This is a genomic window from Kribbella voronezhensis (assembly GCF_004365175.1).
Classification (GTDB): domain Bacteria; phylum Actinomycetota; class Actinomycetes; order Propionibacteriales; family Kribbellaceae; genus Kribbella; species Kribbella voronezhensis.
Genome location: NZ_SOCE01000001.1, coordinates 2407533 through 2426465, shown reverse-complemented (window position 1 = coordinate 2426465; position 18933 = coordinate 2407533). Strand labels below are relative to the sequence as shown.

The 18933-nt window shown below is 67.9% G+C and carries 16 protein-coding genes; 11 read left to right on the top strand and 5 right to left on the bottom strand.

Going from position 1 to position 18933, the window contains the following annotated elements; translation table 11 throughout:
• Positions 1 to 20: 20 nt before the first annotated feature.
• A complete protein-coding gene (locus tag EV138_RS10955) occupies positions 21 to 1046 on the top strand; it encodes an iron-siderophore ABC transporter substrate-binding protein (RefSeq protein ID WP_133978315.1) in 1026 nt (341 codons plus the stop codon).
• Here the strand turns inward: EV138_RS10955 and EV138_RS10950 are convergent.
• Entirely contained in the window at positions 1043 to 1588 is a 546-nt protein-coding gene (locus tag EV138_RS10950) for an alpha/beta hydrolase (RefSeq protein WP_166678551.1), read from the bottom strand. The genes EV138_RS10955 and EV138_RS10950 overlap by 4 nt on opposite strands.
• Positions 1589 to 1661: 73 nt before the next feature.
• Here EV138_RS10950 and trpS point away from each other — a divergent pair, with 73 nt between their 5' ends.
• Genes trpS through EV138_RS10935 form a run of 3 tightly spaced genes read left to right on the top strand, consistent with a single transcriptional unit; the run spans position 1662 to position 4399 of the window.
• Positions 1662 to 2735 (top strand): tryptophan--tRNA ligase, encoded by a 1074-nt coding sequence (gene trpS / locus EV138_RS10945; RefSeq protein WP_133978313.1) that lies wholly within the window; start codon positions 1662 to 1664, stop codon positions 2733 to 2735.
• 7 nt (positions 2736 to 2742) lie between these two features.
• Positions 2743 to 3255 (top strand): 2'-5' RNA ligase family protein, encoded by a 513-nt coding sequence (locus EV138_RS10940; RefSeq protein ID WP_133978311.1) that lies wholly within the window; start codon positions 2743 to 2745, stop codon positions 3253 to 3255.
• A gap of 28 nt (positions 3256 to 3283) precedes the next feature.
• A complete protein-coding gene (locus tag EV138_RS10935; protein WP_133978309.1) occupies positions 3284 to 4399 on the top strand; it encodes a YihY/virulence factor BrkB family protein in 1116 nt (371 codons plus the stop codon).
• A 133-nt stretch (positions 4400 to 4532) separates the two neighbouring features.
• On the opposite strand, the gene EV138_RS10930 is transcribed toward EV138_RS10935, so the two are convergent.
• Positions 4533 to 5684 (bottom strand): D-alanyl-D-alanine carboxypeptidase family protein, encoded by a 1152-nt coding sequence (locus tag EV138_RS10930; protein ID WP_133978307.1) that lies wholly within the window; start codon positions 5682 to 5684, stop codon positions 4533 to 4535.
• 366 nt (positions 5685 to 6050) lie between these two features.
• Between EV138_RS10930 and EV138_RS10925 the strand changes: the two genes are divergently transcribed.
• The 7 genes from EV138_RS10925 to EV138_RS10895 all read left to right on the top strand — a co-directional run bounded on the left by EV138_RS10925 (position 6051) and on the right by EV138_RS10895 (position 15783).
• Positions 6051 to 7415: a glutamine synthetase family protein gene (locus tag EV138_RS10925; protein ID WP_305000170.1), complete on the top strand. Its 1365-nt coding sequence runs from the start codon at positions 6051 to 6053 to the stop codon at positions 7413 to 7415.
• Positions 7396 to 8145 (top strand): gamma-glutamyl-gamma-aminobutyrate hydrolase family protein, encoded by a 750-nt coding sequence (locus EV138_RS10920; RefSeq protein WP_133978305.1) that lies wholly within the window; start codon positions 7396 to 7398, stop codon positions 8143 to 8145. The genes EV138_RS10925 and EV138_RS10920 overlap by 20 nt, the downstream gene beginning before the upstream one ends.
• Positions 8142 to 9497, top strand: coding sequence for an aldehyde dehydrogenase family protein (locus EV138_RS10915; RefSeq protein ID WP_133978303.1), 1356 nt, complete (start codon positions 8142 to 8144; stop codon positions 9495 to 9497). Before EV138_RS10920 ends, EV138_RS10915 begins: the two co-directional genes overlap by 4 nt.
• A 17-nt stretch (positions 9498 to 9514) precedes the next feature.
• Positions 9515 to 10294: a 3-oxoacyl-ACP reductase gene (locus EV138_RS10910; RefSeq protein ID WP_133978301.1), complete on the top strand. Its 780-nt coding sequence runs from the start codon at positions 9515 to 9517 to the stop codon at positions 10292 to 10294.
• A 61-nt stretch (positions 10295 to 10355) separates the two neighbouring features.
• A complete protein-coding gene (locus EV138_RS10905; RefSeq protein ID WP_133978299.1) occupies positions 10356 to 11090 on the top strand; it encodes a FadR/GntR family transcriptional regulator in 735 nt (244 codons plus the stop codon).
• Positions 11091 to 11201: 111 nt separating this feature from the next.
• Entirely contained in the window at positions 11202 to 12746 is a 1545-nt protein-coding gene (locus EV138_RS10900; RefSeq protein WP_238158061.1) for an amino acid permease, read from the top strand.
• Between the two features lie 265 nt (positions 12747 to 13011).
• Positions 13012 to 15783: a helix-turn-helix transcriptional regulator gene (locus EV138_RS10895; protein WP_133978296.1), complete on the top strand. Its 2772-nt coding sequence runs from the start codon at positions 13012 to 13014 to the stop codon at positions 15781 to 15783.
• A gap of 346 nt (positions 15784 to 16129) precedes the next feature.
• Here the strand turns inward: EV138_RS10895 and EV138_RS10890 are convergent, their stop codons facing one another.
• The 3 genes from EV138_RS10890 to EV138_RS10880 are packed head-to-tail and all read right to left on the bottom strand — an operon-like array spanning position 16130 to position 18721.
• Positions 16130 to 16951 (bottom strand): hypothetical protein, encoded by an 822-nt coding sequence (locus EV138_RS10890; RefSeq protein WP_133978294.1) that lies wholly within the window; start codon positions 16949 to 16951, stop codon positions 16130 to 16132.
• Positions 16952 to 16967: 16 nt separating this feature from the next.
• The gene (locus EV138_RS10885; protein ID WP_133978292.1) at positions 16968 to 17309 is read right to left on the bottom strand and encodes a hypothetical protein; all 342 of its coding nucleotides are present in this window, start codon (positions 17307 to 17309) and stop codon (positions 16968 to 16970) included.
• Positions 17309 to 18721 carry an AbeC-like domain-containing protein gene (locus EV138_RS10880; RefSeq protein WP_133978290.1) on the bottom strand — a complete coding sequence of 471 codons (1413 nt, stop codon included), beginning with the start codon at positions 18719 to 18721 and terminating at the stop codon, positions 17309 to 17311. The genes EV138_RS10885 and EV138_RS10880 overlap by 1 nt, the downstream gene beginning before the upstream one ends.
• Positions 18722 to 18933 lie beyond the last annotated feature (212 nt).

Below are 18933 nucleotides of genomic sequence, written 5' to 3'. Positions count from 1 at the left end.
TCCGACTGTGAGGTCTCTCTATGCGTTCCATCCTCCGGCCGCTCGCGCTGCTGGTCGCCCTGCCGATGCTGGTCCTGACCGCCTGTGGCGGGACCGACCAGAAAGACGTCGCCGCGACGCCCCAGACGACCTCCGAAGCCGGCGCCTTCCCGGTGACGATCAAGAACAAGTACGGCGACACCGTCATCAAGGCGGCGCCGAAACGGATCGTGCTGGTCGGCCTCGTCGAGCAGGACGCGCTGCTGGCGCTCGGGATCACGCCGGTCGCCACCACCGAGTGGTTCGGCGACAAGCCCGGCGCCCTGTTCCCGTGGGCGAAGGCGAAGCTCGGCAACGGCGCGGTACCGCAGGTGCTGAGCGACAAGGACGGTCTGCAGTTCGAGAAGATCGCCGCACTGCAGCCGGACCTCATCATCGGCCTGTACGCCGGCATCACGGCCGACGATTACCAGAAGCTCACCGCGATCGCGCCGACCGTGGCGCAGCTCCCCGGTGCGCCGGACTACGGGGTCAGCTGGCAGGACCTCACCCGGACGGTCGGCAAGGCCGTCGGGAAGCCGAAGCAGGCCGACGACCTGGTCAACGGGGTCGAGGACCGCTTCGCCAAGGTGCGGGCCGAACACCCGGAGTTCAAGGGGAAGACGGCGCTGATGACCTCGGCGTACCAGGGCTACTTCATCTACGGTCGCCAGGATCCGCGATCGCGGCTGCTGACCGACCTCGGCTTCAGTTGGCCGACCGATGTGGACAAGGCGATCGGCGACAAGTTCGGCGCCAGCATCAGCGGCGAGAAGGTGTCGCTGCTCGATGTCGGCGCGCTGATCTGGTTCCCGGAGAAGGGCGGCCTGGCGAAGCTGAAGAACGACGCGCTGCTGAAGAACCTGGCCGTCAGCAAGCAGGGCCGCCAGATCTACATCGAGGAGAACTACGACGACCCCCTGTACGGCGCCGTCAGCTTCGTCTCGGTCCTCAGCCTCCCGATCGTCCTCGACACCCTGGTCCCGAAGTTGACCGCCGCGCTCGACGGCAACCCAGCCACCAGCTAAGGCCAGACCACCTCGTCCAGGAAGTCCTCGACGGCTGTCGCCGTCTGCCCGAGTACCGCGGCGGACGCGGCGAGCCGGCCGGGGACGAACATCCCGTGGTCGGCCCCCTCGACCTCCAGCACGTACGGCGTGAGTTCCCGGGCGAGCGTGGAGTCCCACAACTGGTCCGCAGTACCGCCGACCAGCAGGAACGGCGCGCTCGCTCGCCGCAGCGCGTCGACCACGAACGAACTGGTCAACACCGGTGTCAACCACACAGCCGGCAGGCTCCGCTCAGCCGCGACGCTCGCCGCATGCGTCCCCAGCGACTTCGCGATCAGCAACGCGCCGGCCGGTACGTCGGGAACCGCTCGCGCGAGCTGGTCGAGGACCCACGGCCCTCGTTCGTCCGGTGTCAGCGTGAGTGGGCGGTCGGGGTCGCTCCACGAGATCGGCCGGATCGTGGCGCCTCGCTGCTCGGCGGCACAGGCGGCGTACATGGGCAGCGGACTGTGCGGTCCGAACTGGCCGCCGGGAAGGACGATCGCCTCGGGTGAACTCATAGTTTCCACCCTATGACCGGCTGCGAACCGCCCCGGTGTGGAGCGGACCCGGGGCGCTGGCAGAATCGGGGGTATGTCAGCAGCCGTCCCCGACGACACCCCTGCGACGGAAGCGCCGGCCCGCCGCCCGCGCGTTCTGTCCGGAATCCAGCCGACCGCCGATTCCTTCCATTTCGGCAACTACCTCGGCGCGGTCCGCCAGTGGGTAGCGCTGCAGGACGACCACGACGCGTTCTACTGCGTGGTGGACCTGCACGCGATCACCGTCGAGTACGACCCGAAGGTTCTGCGGCAGCGCACCCGCAGGTCCGTCGCGCAACTGCTGGCCGCCGGGATCGATCCCGAGCGCTCCACCCTGTTCGTCCAGTCCCAGGTGCCCGAGCACTCGCAGTTGAGCTGGGTGCTGGGCTGCATCACCGGGTTCGGTGAGGCCAGCCGGATGACCCAGTTCAAGGACAAGTCCGCCAAGGGCGGCGCCGACCGGGCCACGGTCGGCCTGTTCACGTACCCGATCCTGCAGGCCGCGGACATCCTCGTCTACCAGGCCGACCGCGTCCCGGTCGGTGAGGACCAGCGCCAGCACCTGGAGCTGACCCGGGACCTGGCCCAGCGGTTCAACCACCGCTTCGGCAAGACGTTCCGGATCCCCGAGCCGTACATCGTCAAGGAGACGGCGAAGATCGCCGACCTGCAGGACCCGACGTCGAAGATGAGCAAGTCGTCCTCGTCGCCGGCCGGCATCATCGACCTGCTGGACGACCCGAAGGTCAGCGCGAAGAAGATCCGCAGCGCGGTCACCGACTCCGGCCGCGACGTCGTGTTCGACCCGGAGAACAAGGCCGGCGTGGCGAACCTGCTGACCATCTACTCCGCGCTCAGTGGCCGCAAGATCAGCGAGCTCGAGGACGAGTACGCCGGGCGCGGCTACGGCGACTTCAAGAAGGACCTGGCCGACGTGGTGGTCGAGTTCGTCACCCCGTTCCGGGAGAAGACGCTCGGCTACCTCGACGACCCCGCGCAGCTCGACGCGATCCTGACCGCCGGGGCCGAGCGCGCCCGCGCGGTGACGGAGCCGACCCTGGAGCGGGTCTACGACCGGCTCGGCTTCGTCCCGTTCGCCGGTGGCGCCTCCCGGCCGGGCCGGTAGGCGCCGGATGGCGACAATCGGGGTCGCGATCCCGATCGTGGAACCCTACGGCACGGAACTGCAGAAGTACCGGGCCGAGTTCGGCGATCCGATGGCCTCGTCGATCCCGACCCACGTGACGCTGCTGCCGCCGACCGAGGTGGCCGACGCCGACCTGGCCGAGATCGACGACCACCTGCTCGAGGTGGCGGCCCGGTTCCCGAGTTTCCGGATCCGGCTCCGCGGTACGGCGACCTTCCGGCCGATCTCGCCGGTGGTGTTCGTCCCACTGGTCGAGGGGATCTCGTCCTGCGAGCTGCTCCAGTCGCAGGTGCGCTCGGGGCCGCTCGCGGTCGACCTGCGCTTCCCGTACCACCCGCACGTCACGGTGGCCCACGACCTGGACAAGGACGCCCTGGATCGCGCGTACGACGCGCTGTCGGCGTACGACTGTGCCTTCGACGTCACCGAGTTCGGCCGGTACGAACACGGGGCCGACGGCGTGTGGCGGCCACAACGCGGGTTCCCGCTGGCAGGCTGAATCCCTCGTCACGGGGTACGGGAGAACCATGGGCATCAAGCAACGAGCCAAGGCGGTCTGGGCACGCTTCAGCCGCACGCAGCTGTGGCGGGCCTGGAAGCGGTACGGCGACCGGCGCGGCAACCGGCTCGCGGGCGCGACCAGCTTCTTCGCCTTCCTGTCGATGTTCCCGCTGATCGTGCTGGCGGCGGCCGTCACCGGCCGGCTGCTGAACAAGTCCGCGGTCAGCAATCTCAAGGACGCGCTGAAGACGAACCTGCCCGGCATCGGTGACCAGATCGACCTGGACTCGCTGATCAACAACGCGGGCACGATCGGCCTGATCTCGGGTGTCTCGCTGTTGCTCACCGGCCTGGGCTGGATCGACTCGCTCCGGGCCTCGATCCGCTCGATGCACGAACTCGACGACCAGCCCGGGAACGCGATCAAGCTCAAGGGCGTGGATCTCGGGGCGCTGATCGGGCTCGGCCTGATCGGCCTGGTCGCGACCGGTGCCTCGTCGGTGCTGACCGGGCTGTCGAAGAAGATCATCGACTGGACCGGCCTGGAAGGGACCTGGTTCGCGAACTGGGGTCTCGACGTGATCAGCATCGTCGTCGGGATCGGCGCGGGCGCGCTGCTCTTCCTGTATCTGCAGACCGCGCTGCCGCGGATCATCCTGCCGCGCAAGGTCGCGATGATCGCCGCTGTCGCCGGTGGGATCCTGTTCTACCTGGCGCAGAAGCTGGGCAACGGGTACGTCAAGAACGTGATCGGCAACAACGCGGCGTACGGGACGCTGGCTCTGCCGCTGGCGCTGCTGGTGTGGATCTACCTGATGACACGGGTGATCATGCTGATCGCTGCGTGGACCAAGGAAGCCACGCTGGACTACCGGTGGCACACGGGCGAGGCCGAGGAAGCGGCGAGGGCGGCGATGCCGTTCGAGCGCGAATCGTCGGTGCCGGAGTGGCGGCGTACGGATGGCTTCGAGCCTGAGGACGACGGGTATCTGCCGGGGCCGCCCGGGAAGAAGTTCAAGGTGGTCCCGATCCCGGAGAAGAAGGCCGACACGGTCGCAGTCGCGGCCGGTGCGGTGCTGGGAGCCACTGCGACGGCCTTGGCAGTGCAGTTGGCCAGAGCGGCACGCTCAGTGCGCCGCTGACTCGGACTGCGGTTGGCCGCGCCTACCGTCGGCGTACGGGGCGGTGGAGCGGCGTTGGGGGCGTACCGGCGGCGCCGCGGCGTGCGGGTCGCGCAGCGGCGGCGTACCGGAGCACGGGTGGCGCGGTGGCGTACTAGTGGCGGCGGGCTTTGAGGCGGCGGGCCTGGGCTTTGAGGGCGCGGGGGCGGCGGAGGAAGAGCGGCAGCAGGAGCATCGGGGGTGCCGCGTAGAACCAGACGGGCACGCGGAACGCGAGAGACTGGACTGCCTGGCCGTGCTCCAGGATTGTCCGGCTGCGCTTGGGGAGCGGCGTACGGGTCGACGACTTCTTCGACACGTTCGGCCCGCCGCCCGTCTTCGACTCCGTGGTGACCGGCTTGATCAGGGTGCCGACCGGAGTGAGCACGGTGTAGTTCTTGAAGGCCCAGTCGAGCAGGTTCGACGCCTCCTCGGTGATGCCGTGCGGTGAGTTCATCATCGTCACCACGATCCGGTGACCGCCACGCCGGGCCGCACCGATGAACGTGTTGCGGGCCAGCGTCGTGTAGCCGGTCTTCACCCCGAGCGCACCGTCGTAGGTGAACAGCAGATGATTCTGGTTCGCGACCTGGTAGGTGCCCGGCTTCTTGACCAGCGGGAAGTTCGTGTACTTCGTCGACGCGTACCGGGCGAAGTCCTCCCGCTCCAGGCCCGCCCGGGCGAACAGAGCCAGGTCGTACGCCGACGAGAGCTGCCCGTCCGCGTCCAGGCCGGTCGGGTCCGTCACATGCGTGTCGAGCGCGCCGATCTGGGAGGCCAGCTTGTTCATCCGGTCGATCGTCGCCGGGACTCCGCCCTGGTCGTGCGTCGCCAAGGCGTGCACCGCGTCGTTCCCGGAGGCCAGGAACATGCCCTGGAACAGCAGGTCGACCGTGTACCGGCAGCCGGGGTACACCCCGACCTTGCTGCCCTCGATCCCCGCGTCCTGGTCCGTGCCGACCACCTGATCGGTCTTGGTGAGCCGGGGGAGCAGGACCAGCGCGGTGAGCGTCTTGAGCGTGCTCGCCGGCCGCAGCTTCGCATGCGGCGCCTTGGCCGCCAGCACCGCACCGGTGTCCAGGTCGGCAATCAAGAAGGCAGACGCGTGCACCGCCGGCGGCGTCGCTCCTTGTGCGACAACCGTCGGCTCCGTAGTCAGCTGCGCACCCCCGACCGGACTCTCCCGAGCCCGCCCGACGGCGCCCGCAGCCAGCGGACCTGAGACCACCAGTGCAGTGGTCACGCAGGCCGTCAGGAGGACACGCATCGGCCGCACTCTAGACGCCCCCCGGTCCACCAGTCACACGCAGCCCCACCGCCCCGCGTACGCCGACCCGCTTCGCGCCGCCTCCGTCGGCCGCTCGACCCACCCGCTCCGCCGCACCAACTCAGCAATCGAACGCTCGAGGCTTCGAGTCCGCTCGGAAGCTCTGTCGAGCGGGCCCACCGTCGCTAGATGGAAACTTTCCATCGCTATCTGCAAATTTGCTTCCAGCCAAGCGCCGACAAGCCGAGGCAAATGACCGGAGGCGGGCCCGTCAAACCCTCACTGATTGACAGCGCCGTGCACCCGCTGCCTACGATGGGGGTTAATGGACTGGCCGTAGACCAATAGAATGTACCGGGAGCGATAGTGGCTGCTGATCGTGGGATGTTGAGTTTGCAGGCGCTTCGGGACCTGGTGGGGCAGGGGCGCGTCGATACGGTGCTGGTCGCGATCACGGATATGCAGGGGCGGTTGCAGGGCAAGCGGTGTGGAGCGCGGTACTTTCTGGAGGAAGTACTCCGGCACGGCACCGAGGGCTGCAACTACCTGCTCGCGGTCGACGTCGACATGAACACGGTCGGCGGCTACGAGATGTCCTCTTGGGAGCGCGGGTACGGCGACCTGCTGATGGCGCCCGACCTCGCCACGCTCCGCCTCCTCCCTTGGCTGGAAGGCACGGCGCTCGTGCTCTGCGACGTCCAGTGGCTCGACGGCACGCCGATGCCCGCCTCCCCGCGCCAGATCCTCAAGGCGCAACTCGATCGGCTCGCCGAGCTGGATCTGAAGGCGTACGTCGGCACCGAGCTCGAGTTCATCGTCTTCAACGACACGTTCGAAGCCGCCTGGAACAAGCGGTACCGCGGTCTCGACCCGGCCAACCAGTACAACGTCGACTACTCCCTGCTCGGCACCTCCCGCATCGAACCGCTGCTGCGAGACATCCGCAACTCGATGGAGGGCGCCGGCCTGTACGTCGAGTCCGCCAAGGGCGAGTGCAATCTCGGCCAGCAGGAGATCGCGTTCCGGTACGACGAGGCGCTGGCCACCTGCGACAACCACTCGATCTACAAGACCGGGTCGAAGGAGATCGCGGCCAAGCACGGCAAGAGCCTCACGTTCATGGCGAAGTACGACGAACGTGAGGGCAACTCGTGCCACATCCACCTGAGCTTCCGCTCCACCGCCGGGAAGGCCGTCCTGGCGGGCGACCACGAGCACGGGTTCTCTCAGCTGATGGAGCACTTCATCGCCGGCCAGCTCGCCTGCCTGCCGGAGCTCACCTACCTGCTCGCCCCGAACATCAACTCGTACAAGCGGTTCGTCCCCGGCAGCTTCGCGCCGACCGCGGTCGCCTGGGGACTTGACAACCGCACCTGCGCCCTCAGGGTGGTCGGCCACGGCGAGTCCCTCCGCGTGGAGAACCGTCTCCCCGGTGGCGACGTGAACCCGTACCTCGCGGTGGCGGCCCTCATCGCGGCAGGCCTGCACGGCATCGAGAACGAGCTCGAACTGGAACCGAGCTTCGAGGGCAACGCCTACGACTCCGACAAGCCGCACGTGCCGACCACGTTGCGCGAGGCGGCCGCCTTGTTCGCCGGGTCGAAGATCGCCCGGGAGGCGTTCGGCGACGAGATGGTGGACCACTACACGAATGCCGCGCGGGTCGAACTCGACGCGTACGACGCGGCCGTCACCGACTGGGAGCTGACCCGTGGCTTCGAACGACTCTGACGGAAAGGGAAGGAAGGAGCCGGTTCGGCCGCGGATCGGTATCACCACCTACCTCGAGCCGACCGTCTGGGGCGTCTGGGAACGCGAAGCGGCTCTGCTTCCCCGCGTCTACCTCGACGCCGTCACCGCGGCAGGCGGCGTACCCCTCCTGCTCCCGCCCGTCGGCACCGATCCGACCGTCCTGGAACTCCTCGACGGCCTCGTCATCGCCGGCGGCTGCGACGTGGATCCGGGCTCGTACGACGCGCAGCCGCACCCCGAGACGCTCGACACCCGCCCGGGCCGCGACGAGCACGAGGCCGTCCTGATCAAGGCGGCACTCGACCTCGACCTGCCGCTGCTCGCGATCTGCCGTGGCCTCCAGATGCTCAACGTCACCCTCGGCGGGACCCTCCAGCAGCACCTGCCGGATGTGGTCGCGCATGACGAGCACCGTCCGTCGCCCGCCGTCTTCGGTCAGACCCAGGTGAAGGTCGAGCCGGACTCGCTGACCGGCAGGCTGTTCGGCGAGCAGACCACCGTTCACTGCTACCACCATCAAGCCCTTGGCGTTGTCGCCCCGGCGCTGAAGGTCACAGCCCGGGCAGGAGACGGAACGGTCGAAGCCGCCGAGGTCGACGGCCGCGAGTTCGCCCTCGGCGTGCAATGGCACCCCGAGGAGAATCCCGAAGACCTCCGGCTGTTCACCGCTTTGGTTGCTGAAGGCAAGAAAAGGAGAGCGTCCCGGTGACGTACGACGTGATCAACCCCGCCACGGAGAAGGTGGTCCGGACGATCGAGCTCGCCTCGCTGGAGCAGGCCGATGCGGCGATCGAGAGAGCCGCCGCGGCGTACGCCGGGTGGCGGGCCGTGTCGCCGGCCGACCGGGGCAGGCTGTTGCGCCGGTTCGCCGACGCGGTCGACGCCGACCTGGAGATCCTTGCGGCCCTGGAGGTCGAGAACGCCGGTCACACGATCTCCAACGCACGCTGGGAAGCGGGCAACGTCCGCGACGTACTTTCCTACTACTCGGCGGCACCGGAACGCCTGTTCGGCAAGCAGATTCCCGTTGCCGGCGGCATCGATCTCACCTTCGCGGAACCTCTCGGCGTGGTCGGCATCATCGTGCCGTGGAACTTCCCGATGCCGATCGCGGGCTGGGGATTCGCCCCGGCGCTGGCGGCCGGCAACACCGTCGTCCTGAAGCCCGCCGAGCTGACCCCGTTGACCGCCATCCGGCTGGGAGAACTGGCCTTGGAGGCGGGGATTCCACCGGGTGTGCTGGAGATCGTGCCGGGCGCGGGAACTGTTGTGGGACAGCGGTTCGTCACACATCCCGCGGTACGGAAGGTCGTCTTCACCGGGTCGACCGGGGTCGGCAAGCAGATCATGGCCGGCTGTGCGGACCAGGTGAAACGCGTGACCCTGGAACTCGGCGGCAAGTCCGCGAACATCGTCTTCGCCGATTCGGACTTGGCGAAGGCCGCCGCGCAGGCCCCGTACGGCGTCTTCGACAACGCCGGCCAGGACTGCTGTGCGCGCTCGAGGATCCTGGTCGAGCGCACGGCGTACGGCAAGTTCATGGAGCTGTTCGAGCCGGCCGTGCAGGGCGTCAAGGTCGGCGATCCCGGCGATCCGGCGACCGAGATGGGCCCGCTGATCTCGGCCAAGCAACTGGAGCGGGTCTCGAGCTACGTGCCCGACGACGCTGCCGTCGCCTTCCGGGGCAGCGCGCCGAGCGGTCCCGGGTACTGGTTCCCGCCCACGGTTCTGACGGCGGCACCGGGTGATCGCGTGGCCCAGGAAGAGATCTTCGGGCCGGTGGTGGCAGTGATCCCGTTCGAGGACGAGGCCGACGCGATCCGGATCGCCAACGATTCGCAGTACGGGCTGTCGGGGTCGATCTGGACCCGGGACGTCGGGCGGGCGCTCCGGGTCGGCCGTGGCGTCGAGGCGGGCAACCTGTCGATCAACTCGCACTCCTCGGTGCGGTACTCGACGCCGTTCGGCGGCTACAAACAGTCCGGGCTCGGCCGTGAGCTCGGACCGGACGCGCTCGACGCGTTCACCGAGACCAAGAACATCTTCATCTCTGAAGCCTGAAACGGGAGGACTGACCGATGAGTGACGTGAAAGCGAGCCGCCTGGAAGGTCGCGTGGCGGTGGTGACCGGCGGCGCCAGCGGGATCGGCCTGGCCAGCGTACGGCGGCTCGCGGCCGAGGGCGCCAAGGTTGTCGTCGGCGACCTCGACCCGGCCGCGGGCAAGGCCGCCGCCGACGAGGTGGGCGGGCTGTTCGTGCCGACGGACGTCACCAGCGACGCCGAGGTGGAGAACCTCTTCAAGCAGGCTTACGACACGTTCGGCAGTGTCGACATCGCCTTCAACAACGCGGGCATCTCCCCGCCCGAGGACGCCTCGATCCTGGACACCGGTCTGGACGCCTGGCGCAAGGTACAGGAGGTCAACCTCACCTCGGTGTACCTGTGCTGCAAGCACGTCATCCCGTACATGCAGCGCCAGAACAAGGGCTCCATCATCAACACGGCTTCGTTCGTCGCGGTGATGGGCGCGGCGACGTCACAGATCTCGTACTCCGCGTCGAAGGGCGGCGTCCTCGCGATGAGCCGCGAACTCGGTGTCGAGTTCGCGCGGCAGGGCATCCGCGTCAACGCGCTCTGCCCGGGTCCGGTGAACACCCCCCTGCTGAAGGAGTTGTTCGCCAAGGACGAAGAGCGCGCCAACCGCAGACTGGTGCACGTCCCGATGGGCCGCTTCGGCGAACCGGAGGAGATCGCCGCCGCGGTCGCGTTCCTGGCCAGCGACGACTCGTCCTTCATCACCGCCAACACCTTCCTGGTCGACGGAGGCATCTCGGGCGCCTATGTGACTCCGCTTTAGAATTAAGGGGTTTTTGAAGCAAGAAAGGGCAGTGGCGTTATCGACGGGGAGAAGGTGAGCTGTGACGGTCGCGGAACCCGGTAGCCGGGCGGACGAAGCACTGTTCCGCCCGGTGCGCGCCGGCAACCCGTTCGAGGAGACGGTCGAACGGTTGCTGCAGGCAATCAAGCTGGGCGTCGTCGCGCCCGGCGAGCGGCTGCCCTCCGAACGCGACCTGGCCGCCCGGCTGAACGTCAGCCGGGTCACCCTGCGGGAAGCGATCCGCGCGCTCACCGAAGCCGGCTACGTCGAATCCCGCCGCGGCCGGTACGGCGGAACCTTCGTCAACGAGCACCTTCCCAAACCCCGCCGGGTGAGCGCGAAGCAGCTCAGCCGCGAGCTGGGTGCCGGAGTGGAGGACGCCCTCGTACTGCGTGCCGCCCTCGAAACCGGAGCCGCCGAAGCAGCCGCTGCGCGTGAACTCACCGAAGCCGAGGCCGACCACCTTCGCCACTGCCTCGCCGAAACCTCCTCGGCATCGCTGGGCGACTACCGCCGGATGGACTCGCGCCTCCACCTGGCGATCGCGGAGGTCAGCGGCTCACCGTCGCTGACCTCCGCCACGGCCGACGTACGGATGCGCCTCAACGAACTCCTCGACGCGATCCCCTTGCTGGCGGTCAACCTGGAGCACTCCAACCACCAGCACGAGGCCATCGTCGAGGCCATCCTCGCCGGCGACCCGGAGGCCGCGCGCTCAACCATGCAGGAACACCTCTCCGGCACGGCCGCTCTGCTGCGCGGATTCTTGACCTGATTGCTTGACACGGTCTGGGCCAGGTGTCTCAATGGGGCCTAAAGGTCTGCCTGAAGACCATTGGTTCGATTGCGCCGCCACTCCGCCAGTAGTAGTACCGAGGAGGCCCTCGTGAGCAACGACAAGACCGAAGTGAGCACGGGCAGTACCGCGCTGAGTGAGGACGAGAAACGCCTGCATCAGCTGGGGTATGCGCAGGAGTTGTCCCGGACGATGTCCGGGTTCTCGAACTTCGCCGTCTCCTTCACCATCATCTCGATCCTGTCCGGCTGCCTGACCCTGTACGGCTTCGGCCTGAACACCGGCGGTCCGGTGATGATCGTCTGGGGCTGGCCGGTCGTCGGCATCATGACCTTGCTGGTTGGCCTCGCGATGGCCGAGGTCTGCTCCAGCTTCCCGACCGCGGGCGGCCTGTACTACTGGTCCGCCAAGCTGGCGCCGTCGAACGGTGCGGCCTGGTCGTGGTTCACCGGCTGGTTCAACTTCCTCGGCCAGGTGGCGGTGACCGCCGGGATCGACTTCGGCGCGGCGTTCTTCCTGAACGCCCTGCTGGACCTGCAGTTCGGCTTCTCCGCGACGCCGGGACACACGATCCTGCTGTTCGGCCTGATCCTGCTGGTGCACGCGCTGCTGAACTCGGTCGGCGTGAAACTCGTTGCCAAGCTCAACGATGTCAGCGTGTGGTGGCACATCGTCGGGGTGGCGTTCATCGTCGTCGTACTGGCCTTCGTGCCCGACCATCACCAGTCGGCCGGGTTCGTGTTCGGGCACTTCGTGAACAACACCGGCTGGGGTTCCACCTTCTACGTCGCGATGCTCGGGCTGCTGCTCGCGCAGTACACCTTCACCGGGTACGACGCGTCCGCGCACATGACCGAGGAGACGCACGACGCGGCCCGCTCCGGCCCGCGCGGGATCGTGATGTCGATCATCGTCTCGCTGGTGGCCGGCTGGGTGCTGCTGATCGGCCTGACCTTCGCGATCCAGAGCTACGACGGCGCGCTCAACAGCGACACCGCCGTACCGCCCGCGCAGATCTTCATCGACGCGGTCGGCTCGTCGCTGGGCAAGATCCTGCTGCTGGTCGTGGTCGGCGCGCAGTTGTTCTGCGGCATGTCGTCGGTGACGGCGAACTCGCGGATGATCTACGCGTTCTCCCGCGACGGCGCGCTGCCGGCGTCGTCCTTTTGGCACAAGATCAACCCGAAGACCCGGACGCCAACCAATGCGATCTGGCTCGCCGCGGTCGGCGCGTTCCTGCTCGGCCTGCCGTACCTGTGGAACGCGACGGCGTACGCCGCGGTCACGTCGATCGCGGTGATCGGGCTCTACATCGCCTACGTGATCCCGACCCTGCTGCGGCTGCTCCAGGGTGATCGCTTCGTGCGGGGGCCGTGGCACCTCGGCCGGTGGAGCAAGCCGATCGGCGTGATCGCGATCGTCTGGGTCGTCTTCATCACGATCCTGTTCATGCTGCCGCAGGTCAGCCCGGTCAGTGCGAGCACTTTCAACTACACCCCGATCGCCGTCCTGGTCGTGCTCGGCTTCGCCGGCATCTGGTGGCTCGCCTCGGCCCGGAAATGGTTCACCGGTCCCAAGGTCCAGGGCTCCGAGGAGGAACTGGCCGCGATCGAACGCGACCTCGAGTCGATCTGAGCCCTTCGCAACCCGCCCGGGCCGCTGCCGTTCTCGGTGCCGGCCCGGGCGGTCGTGTGAGCGGGTCTCCCAGCGGTGCGGCTGCGGTTTTCGGCGCGATGCCGGGCGACACGCCGGTACGCCGCGCACCTGTGAGCTTCAGCACGCAGGAACAGATAGGTAACGGGAGGATGGCTGGTGCGTCTCTATATGTGACACTCGCCGTGTCCACTGGCACTCGACTGTGATGTCGGCGAATGTAATCCTTCGGGGAGAATGTTGATCGATGACTGACGACGAGCTGGTCGGGCGCGCCGGACTGGTCGAGCGTGCGAAGAAGCAGCTCGAGACCAGTGGCTCCGTGCTGCTCTACGGACCTACCGGGATCGGGAAGTCCGCAGTAGGCCGCGCACTGGTCGCCGAGCGCACCAGAGCCGGCTGCCGCATCCTCAGCGCCGCCCCGTCGCAGAGCGAAGCCGCCCTGCCGTATGTCACCCTCCTCGATCTCCTGTCCAACCAGCTCGAGCTCGCCTGGCAGGTGCTGCCCGATCACCTGCGGCAGCCGCTGGAGGTGGCACTGCTCAAGGCCAGTGCTCCGGACACGGTCCGGGACGAGCTGGCCGTCCGGCTGGCCGTCCTGCACGTACTGCGGCGCCTGGCGGCCTCAGGGCCGGTCCTGCTCGTCGTGGACGACATCCAGTGGGTCGACCCGTCCAGCCTCGAGGTGCTGACCTTCTGCGCGCGCCGGCTGACCGAAGGCGTGCACATGCTCGCTACGGAGCAGGTGGCCGACGGCGATCTGCCGACGATGGCCGAGGCGTGCCCGGAGCCCGTGCTGCAGCTGGAGGTCCCGCCGCTGGTCGAGGCCGACGTACTGTCCCTCCTTCGCCAGCGTCTGTCCAGCCCGCTGCCGGTCCGTACGGCTCGCCGGATCTTCACCGCCAGCGCCGGCAACCCGTTCATGGCTCTGGAGCTTGGCCGCGCCGTACTGCGCCACCCGCAGGGCGTCTCGCCGAACGACCCGCTGCCGGTGTCGAGCCGCCTCAAGACCCTCCTCGGTGACCGGCTCGCCGACCTCAGCCCCGCGACCCACGAAGTACTGCTGCACGCCGCGTCCTCGCCGCGACCGACCACGACTCAGCTGAGCCAGTCACTGTGCCGCTCTGTCGACGTCGAGCTCGCCGAAGCGGAGGACCTCGGGCTGATCGACGTCTCGGAGCAGCGCCTGCGCTTTGCTCACCCACTGCTGCGCGAGTTCGTATACGCCGAGGCGACGTCCGCCGCGCGACGCCAGGCCCACGCGCGACTGGCCGCTGTGGTCGACGAGCCGGTGGAGAACGCGACCCACCGGGCTCTGGCGACGCAGGAGGCCAACGCGGACCTCGCGAGCACCATAGAAGCGGCGGCAGCGGTCGCCGGCGCTCGTGGTGCCCTTGGAGCGGCTGCGACGCTGTGGCGACTGGCTGCCGAACGTACGCCGCCGACCCTCCAGGACGAGAGGGCCCGGCGACTCACGCGGGCTGCAGACGATGCCGCCGCTGCCGGGCACCTGGTGGAATCGGCGGAGATGGCGCGACTCGCAGTACAGGCTGCCAGCAGGCCGGAGACCAAGGTGACCGCGCTGTTGCTCCTGGTGGACGCCGCTTGGCCGGTGCGGGAGCAGCGGATCGAGTTGCTCGCTCAGGCGTTCGAGGCTGCGGCCGGTAACGATCGACTTGAGGCGCGGGTGCGGATTGCTCGTAGTACGAGTGCGTACTTCGACCGGCGCTTCGACGAGGCGCGGGAGGACGCCCAAGTAGCTGAGCAGCTTGCTCGCGCTTGTGGTGACACCGAGGCGGTCGTGGACGCTCTGAGCGCCTTGAGCTCCGTGCAGATCGCTGCCGGAGGTGAGCAGACCTCGGACGAGCTGCTGGAGCAGGCGGCCGAGCTGTCGGTCGGCCTGCCGTTGACGAAGACAGTGCTGGGCGCTCGGCAGATGGCGGCCATGCGGGAGCTGTTCCGCGGTCACAACCAAGAGGCGATCACAGCGATCACCGCGCTGGTGGACGAGGTACGAGCGGGTGGTGCTGTCCGCTGGCTCGCCTCGGCGCTGATCTCCGCCACCGCGATCTACGAACGCAGCGGGCACGGCGCGCAGGCGCTGGCCGCGGGCCACGAGTGCTACCAGTTGATGCAGGACATCGGCGACGAGCCGGAGGTCGGCCTGGTCATCGCCGGCCGCGCCGAATGGGCCGGCGGCACAGCGACGATGGCGCGCGAGCTGGCCGAGGCATCGCTCGAAGGCGTCCGGGTGGTCGGCAACGACGAATGGATCGGCCCGGCGCTCGCGGGGATGGGGCAGGTCGCCGTACTGGCTGGTGACCCGCAACGAGCGGTCGAGGCCTTCGACGCGATCGCCGACTGCGGCGAAGGAGCGATGCCGTACGACCCGGCGGTGATCCCGTGGCACGCCGACTACGCCGAGGCGCTGGTCGCTGCCGGACGCCTCGACGATGCGGCCCGGCTGATCTCCGAGATCCGCCGGCGCGCGGAGACCCTCGATCGCGGCGTGATCCTGATCGGCCTGGCCCGCTCCGAAGCCTTGCTGATCGCCAAGCAGGGCGACCCAGCCGCAGCCCTCGACCTGCTGGAGAAGACCGTCGCCACAGCCGGCGACCGCGTCTACCCCCTCGACATCGCCCGCTGCGAACTCACCCGAGGCCGCGTCGCCCGCCAGGCCCGCCGCCGCTCGGTGGCCCGCACCGCCTTCCTGGACGCGATCGAGCAATTCGAGGCGTACGGCGCGCCCGCATGGCGCGAGGTCGCCGAAACCGAACTCGCCCGCCTCGACGTCCCCAGCCGCAGCCGCCAACCATCGGAACTCACCGACAACGAACAACAAATCGTCGCCATGGTCCGAGACGGCTCCACCAACCGCGAGATCGCCGCCGCTCTCTACCTGAGCGTCAAAGCGGTCGAATCCCAACTCACGCGGCTGTACCGCCGCTTCGGCGTAGCCAACCGCACCCAACTCCTCCGCACCGTAGACCGCAACGGCCCGGACCTCGCCCCACGCTGAGGCCGTCTACCCCACGCCGCCGCCTACGGTCGCTCCTACGTCGCGTCCTACGGCGTCTGGCTCCCACCCACCCCAAACGCGCGCTCCTCCGTCGCGCGCTGAAACCCCGCGGTGGCTGAGGTCGGCTTACCGGCTGATGGTCGACGACTCGCGCACCATCGAACATTCACGGGAGGTGGGGGCTTCAGGCCAGGGGGACCGTTTGAGGCTGGATGGCACGGGCGCCTCGCTCGTCAGCGCGATGTGGCGGAGTCGTGTTCCGGGTGCCAGTTGCCCGGCGCCCGAAATGACCACATGACCGGGGCGGGCCTTGCATGTTCACGGCACGGTCGGCGATCTACTGGGGTCAGCAGGGGTCGAATGTGGCCTTGTAGCCCTTAGGAGCCTTGTCTATCAGCAAGGTCGGGGATCGACCCTTGAGGAACTTGCCTACTGCCCAGTGGGTGCAGGTTTGACCCTTGGGTCCGTCTGCTGCGTCTTGACTGCTGGTGAATGTGACGCTGGCCAGGAGGCGGCCGTCGGCTGTCGGCGTGAGGGCTTGGACGACCACTTCGGAGTTGACAGTGGAGCGGAAGCCCGTGGCGAAATCGCTGCGGGTCAGTAGGGCTTGTGCTGCGCGGGTTTGCTGGGCCTCGTACGTCGGATAGTCGTGTTCGTTGATGGCTCTGTAGTAGGTGGTGAGCAGTTCGACGACGGCGGACGCGGCGGGGTCTCGTGCGGCTTCAGGGGTGATGGACACCAGGTCGTTGCCCAGCGTCGGCTCTTGAGTCGGCGTGGGGTCCAAGGTGGGCTCAAAGGTCGGCTCGGTCGTCTCCTCCTCCGTTGGCGAGGGCGTCCACGTCGGGCCTTCCTCGGAAGTGGGGTTGCTCTCGGCGGGAACGATGTAGCCATTGGAGTCGAGCTTGGACCCGAAGATGCGAGAGTGGGCGGCGGAGTCTTCAAGCTTGCCGTTCACGGAGTGCACGATCAGGGCGTTCAGGCCGATGATTGCGAGTGTTACGACGACGGCGAGCACCACGGTGGCGCTGACGTACCAGCCCTGTCCGTAGCTGGTCGGGGCTTCGGTAGCACGGGTGGGGTGGGCTTCTTCGAAGCCGGCTTCGCAGTGGGTGCAGTATTTGGCCGACTCCGTGCGGCGGGTGCCGCAGGCGGTGCAGTAGACAGACATCAGTCCCCCCGGACAGTTACAGGATCGCGCTGACCGCGTGCTGGACTGCGGTTACCGCGCCGCCGATCGAGGCGATCGACGTGGCTCCGGAAGCGATCAGTTCCAGCAGACGTAGTACCGAGCTCTTGTCAGGTTCTTCCTTTCCTAGTTCACGATCAGCCAGCTCGGCCATCGCAACGGTCTGCTCAGGCAGCTCCGGGACGGCGCGCAGCAGCTCGAGGAGGTCCGCCATCTCGGCGCGGGCGTCGGTGAGTGAGTCCGACGCCGCCGAGATGTTCGTTGCGGTCGCGTTGTCGCCGGCCGCCATCGCCCCGGCCTCGACCTTCCCGCCCGTGACGCTGATCCCGTAGTTCTTCATCAGTTCCTTCCCACTACTTCGTTGACGCCTTGCCTGGCCGCGTTGGCGACCTTGGAGATCATGGAAGTCGCACGGGCCCCGGTACCAGCGGCGATGCTGCCCGCGGTGACGGAGCCGCCGCCCGCGACCCATACGCCGGAGTTCTGGATCACCGTCTGGCGTTGGGTCAGCTCGCCGATGTCGATCCCCTTGGACTCGAGGAACTCGGTGAGCGACTGGAACAGCCGCTTGTCGATCACCTTCGTGTACCAGTCGTGGTCGAGCTGCTGGAAGTACCGCTGGTACCACCGATCGCTGACGGTCTCGCGCGGGCTGGCCGGAGCGCCGTGGTCGAACCGGAGCGCGTTGAGGATCTCGCGCTTCTGCCTGGTCCGTTGGTGCTCCTGAGTCGCCGAGCCGAACAGGCGGACGACCGTCGCGATGGGTGCCCGGAACAAGTGGCCTGGCGTCCGCCGCAGCGCTCGCCCGCCGATCCGTAGTGCCTGACCGGCGGTCGGTTCCGGCAGCAGCCTGTCGACCTCCTGGAACTCGTCTCGTACCGGGGTGAGCACAAAGTGGCTGACCTCGATGAACAGTTCATGAGGCGTCACGACGAAGCGCAAGAAGGTCGAATGAACCAGTTGCCCCTGCCAACCGCTGACCTCGATGCACAGGTACGGACGCGCCCTGTCCTCGGACTCGATAGTCAGGCTGCGCAGCAGCGCGGTATCGACGGCCGTCACCGGCGCCCCAACCTGCTCCGGCAGGAACCGGATGTCGTCGCGGATGTCTCGACCGTCGACGAAGACGCGGTCGGTCATCGTGACTGTGCCGGTCCGCAGGTCGCGCAACTGGTCACGGACGAAGTCGTGGACCTCCAGCGCCGTGAAGCTCTCGACCTCTTGATCCTCCTCTGCTGCCTGGTCGGTGTCGAGAACGACGGACCAGGCGTCGACGAGCTTCCCACTGCCGACGAAGGGCCTATAAGCGCTGTAGACGCTGACGTTTCCTTGTCGAGCCTCGGCGATCTTGACGAGTCGCGCGCGTTGCTCGGCATCGTATGGCCGCGACATCGCGTCAGGCTTGAACCGCGCCGGATGCAACTCGTGCGCGACCACGCCGTACGTCGCTACCAGCGTCTCGCCGAAGACGGCCACCCAGCAGAGCGCGGTTGCCACTACGAAGACGAGTGGCCGCGCCGTGTAAAGGGCCCATGCCCCGACGAAAAGCAGGAGCGTCAGCAGGAGATCGCGGACGAATTGCCGTTTCTGAGCCTCGATGGCGTGCAAAACTACCGGCACCAGGTCGACGTCAGGCGACGACGGCGGAGCCTTGTATTTCTCGTCCAGAACATCGCGAACGACCTGCTTTGCCAGTCTGCTGTCCAGCTGGACCGCCGCACACAGATAACGGGTGGCATCCGATGGTGGCATCGTTGCCAGATTTAGTTCTGCGGTCGGCAGTACTACTCCGCACGTGCCGCAATAGGTGGCGCTTGCCCGGTTGGCCGCGCCACAGGAATGACAATTCCTCATGGTGTTCCCCCCAACCGGTCAGACGGTACGGCGGTTATCCCGACGGCGTCCAGGGGTCGAGCACAATCCGTGACATTGACTCAAACGCTCGACAGTGCGGCGGACCGCGC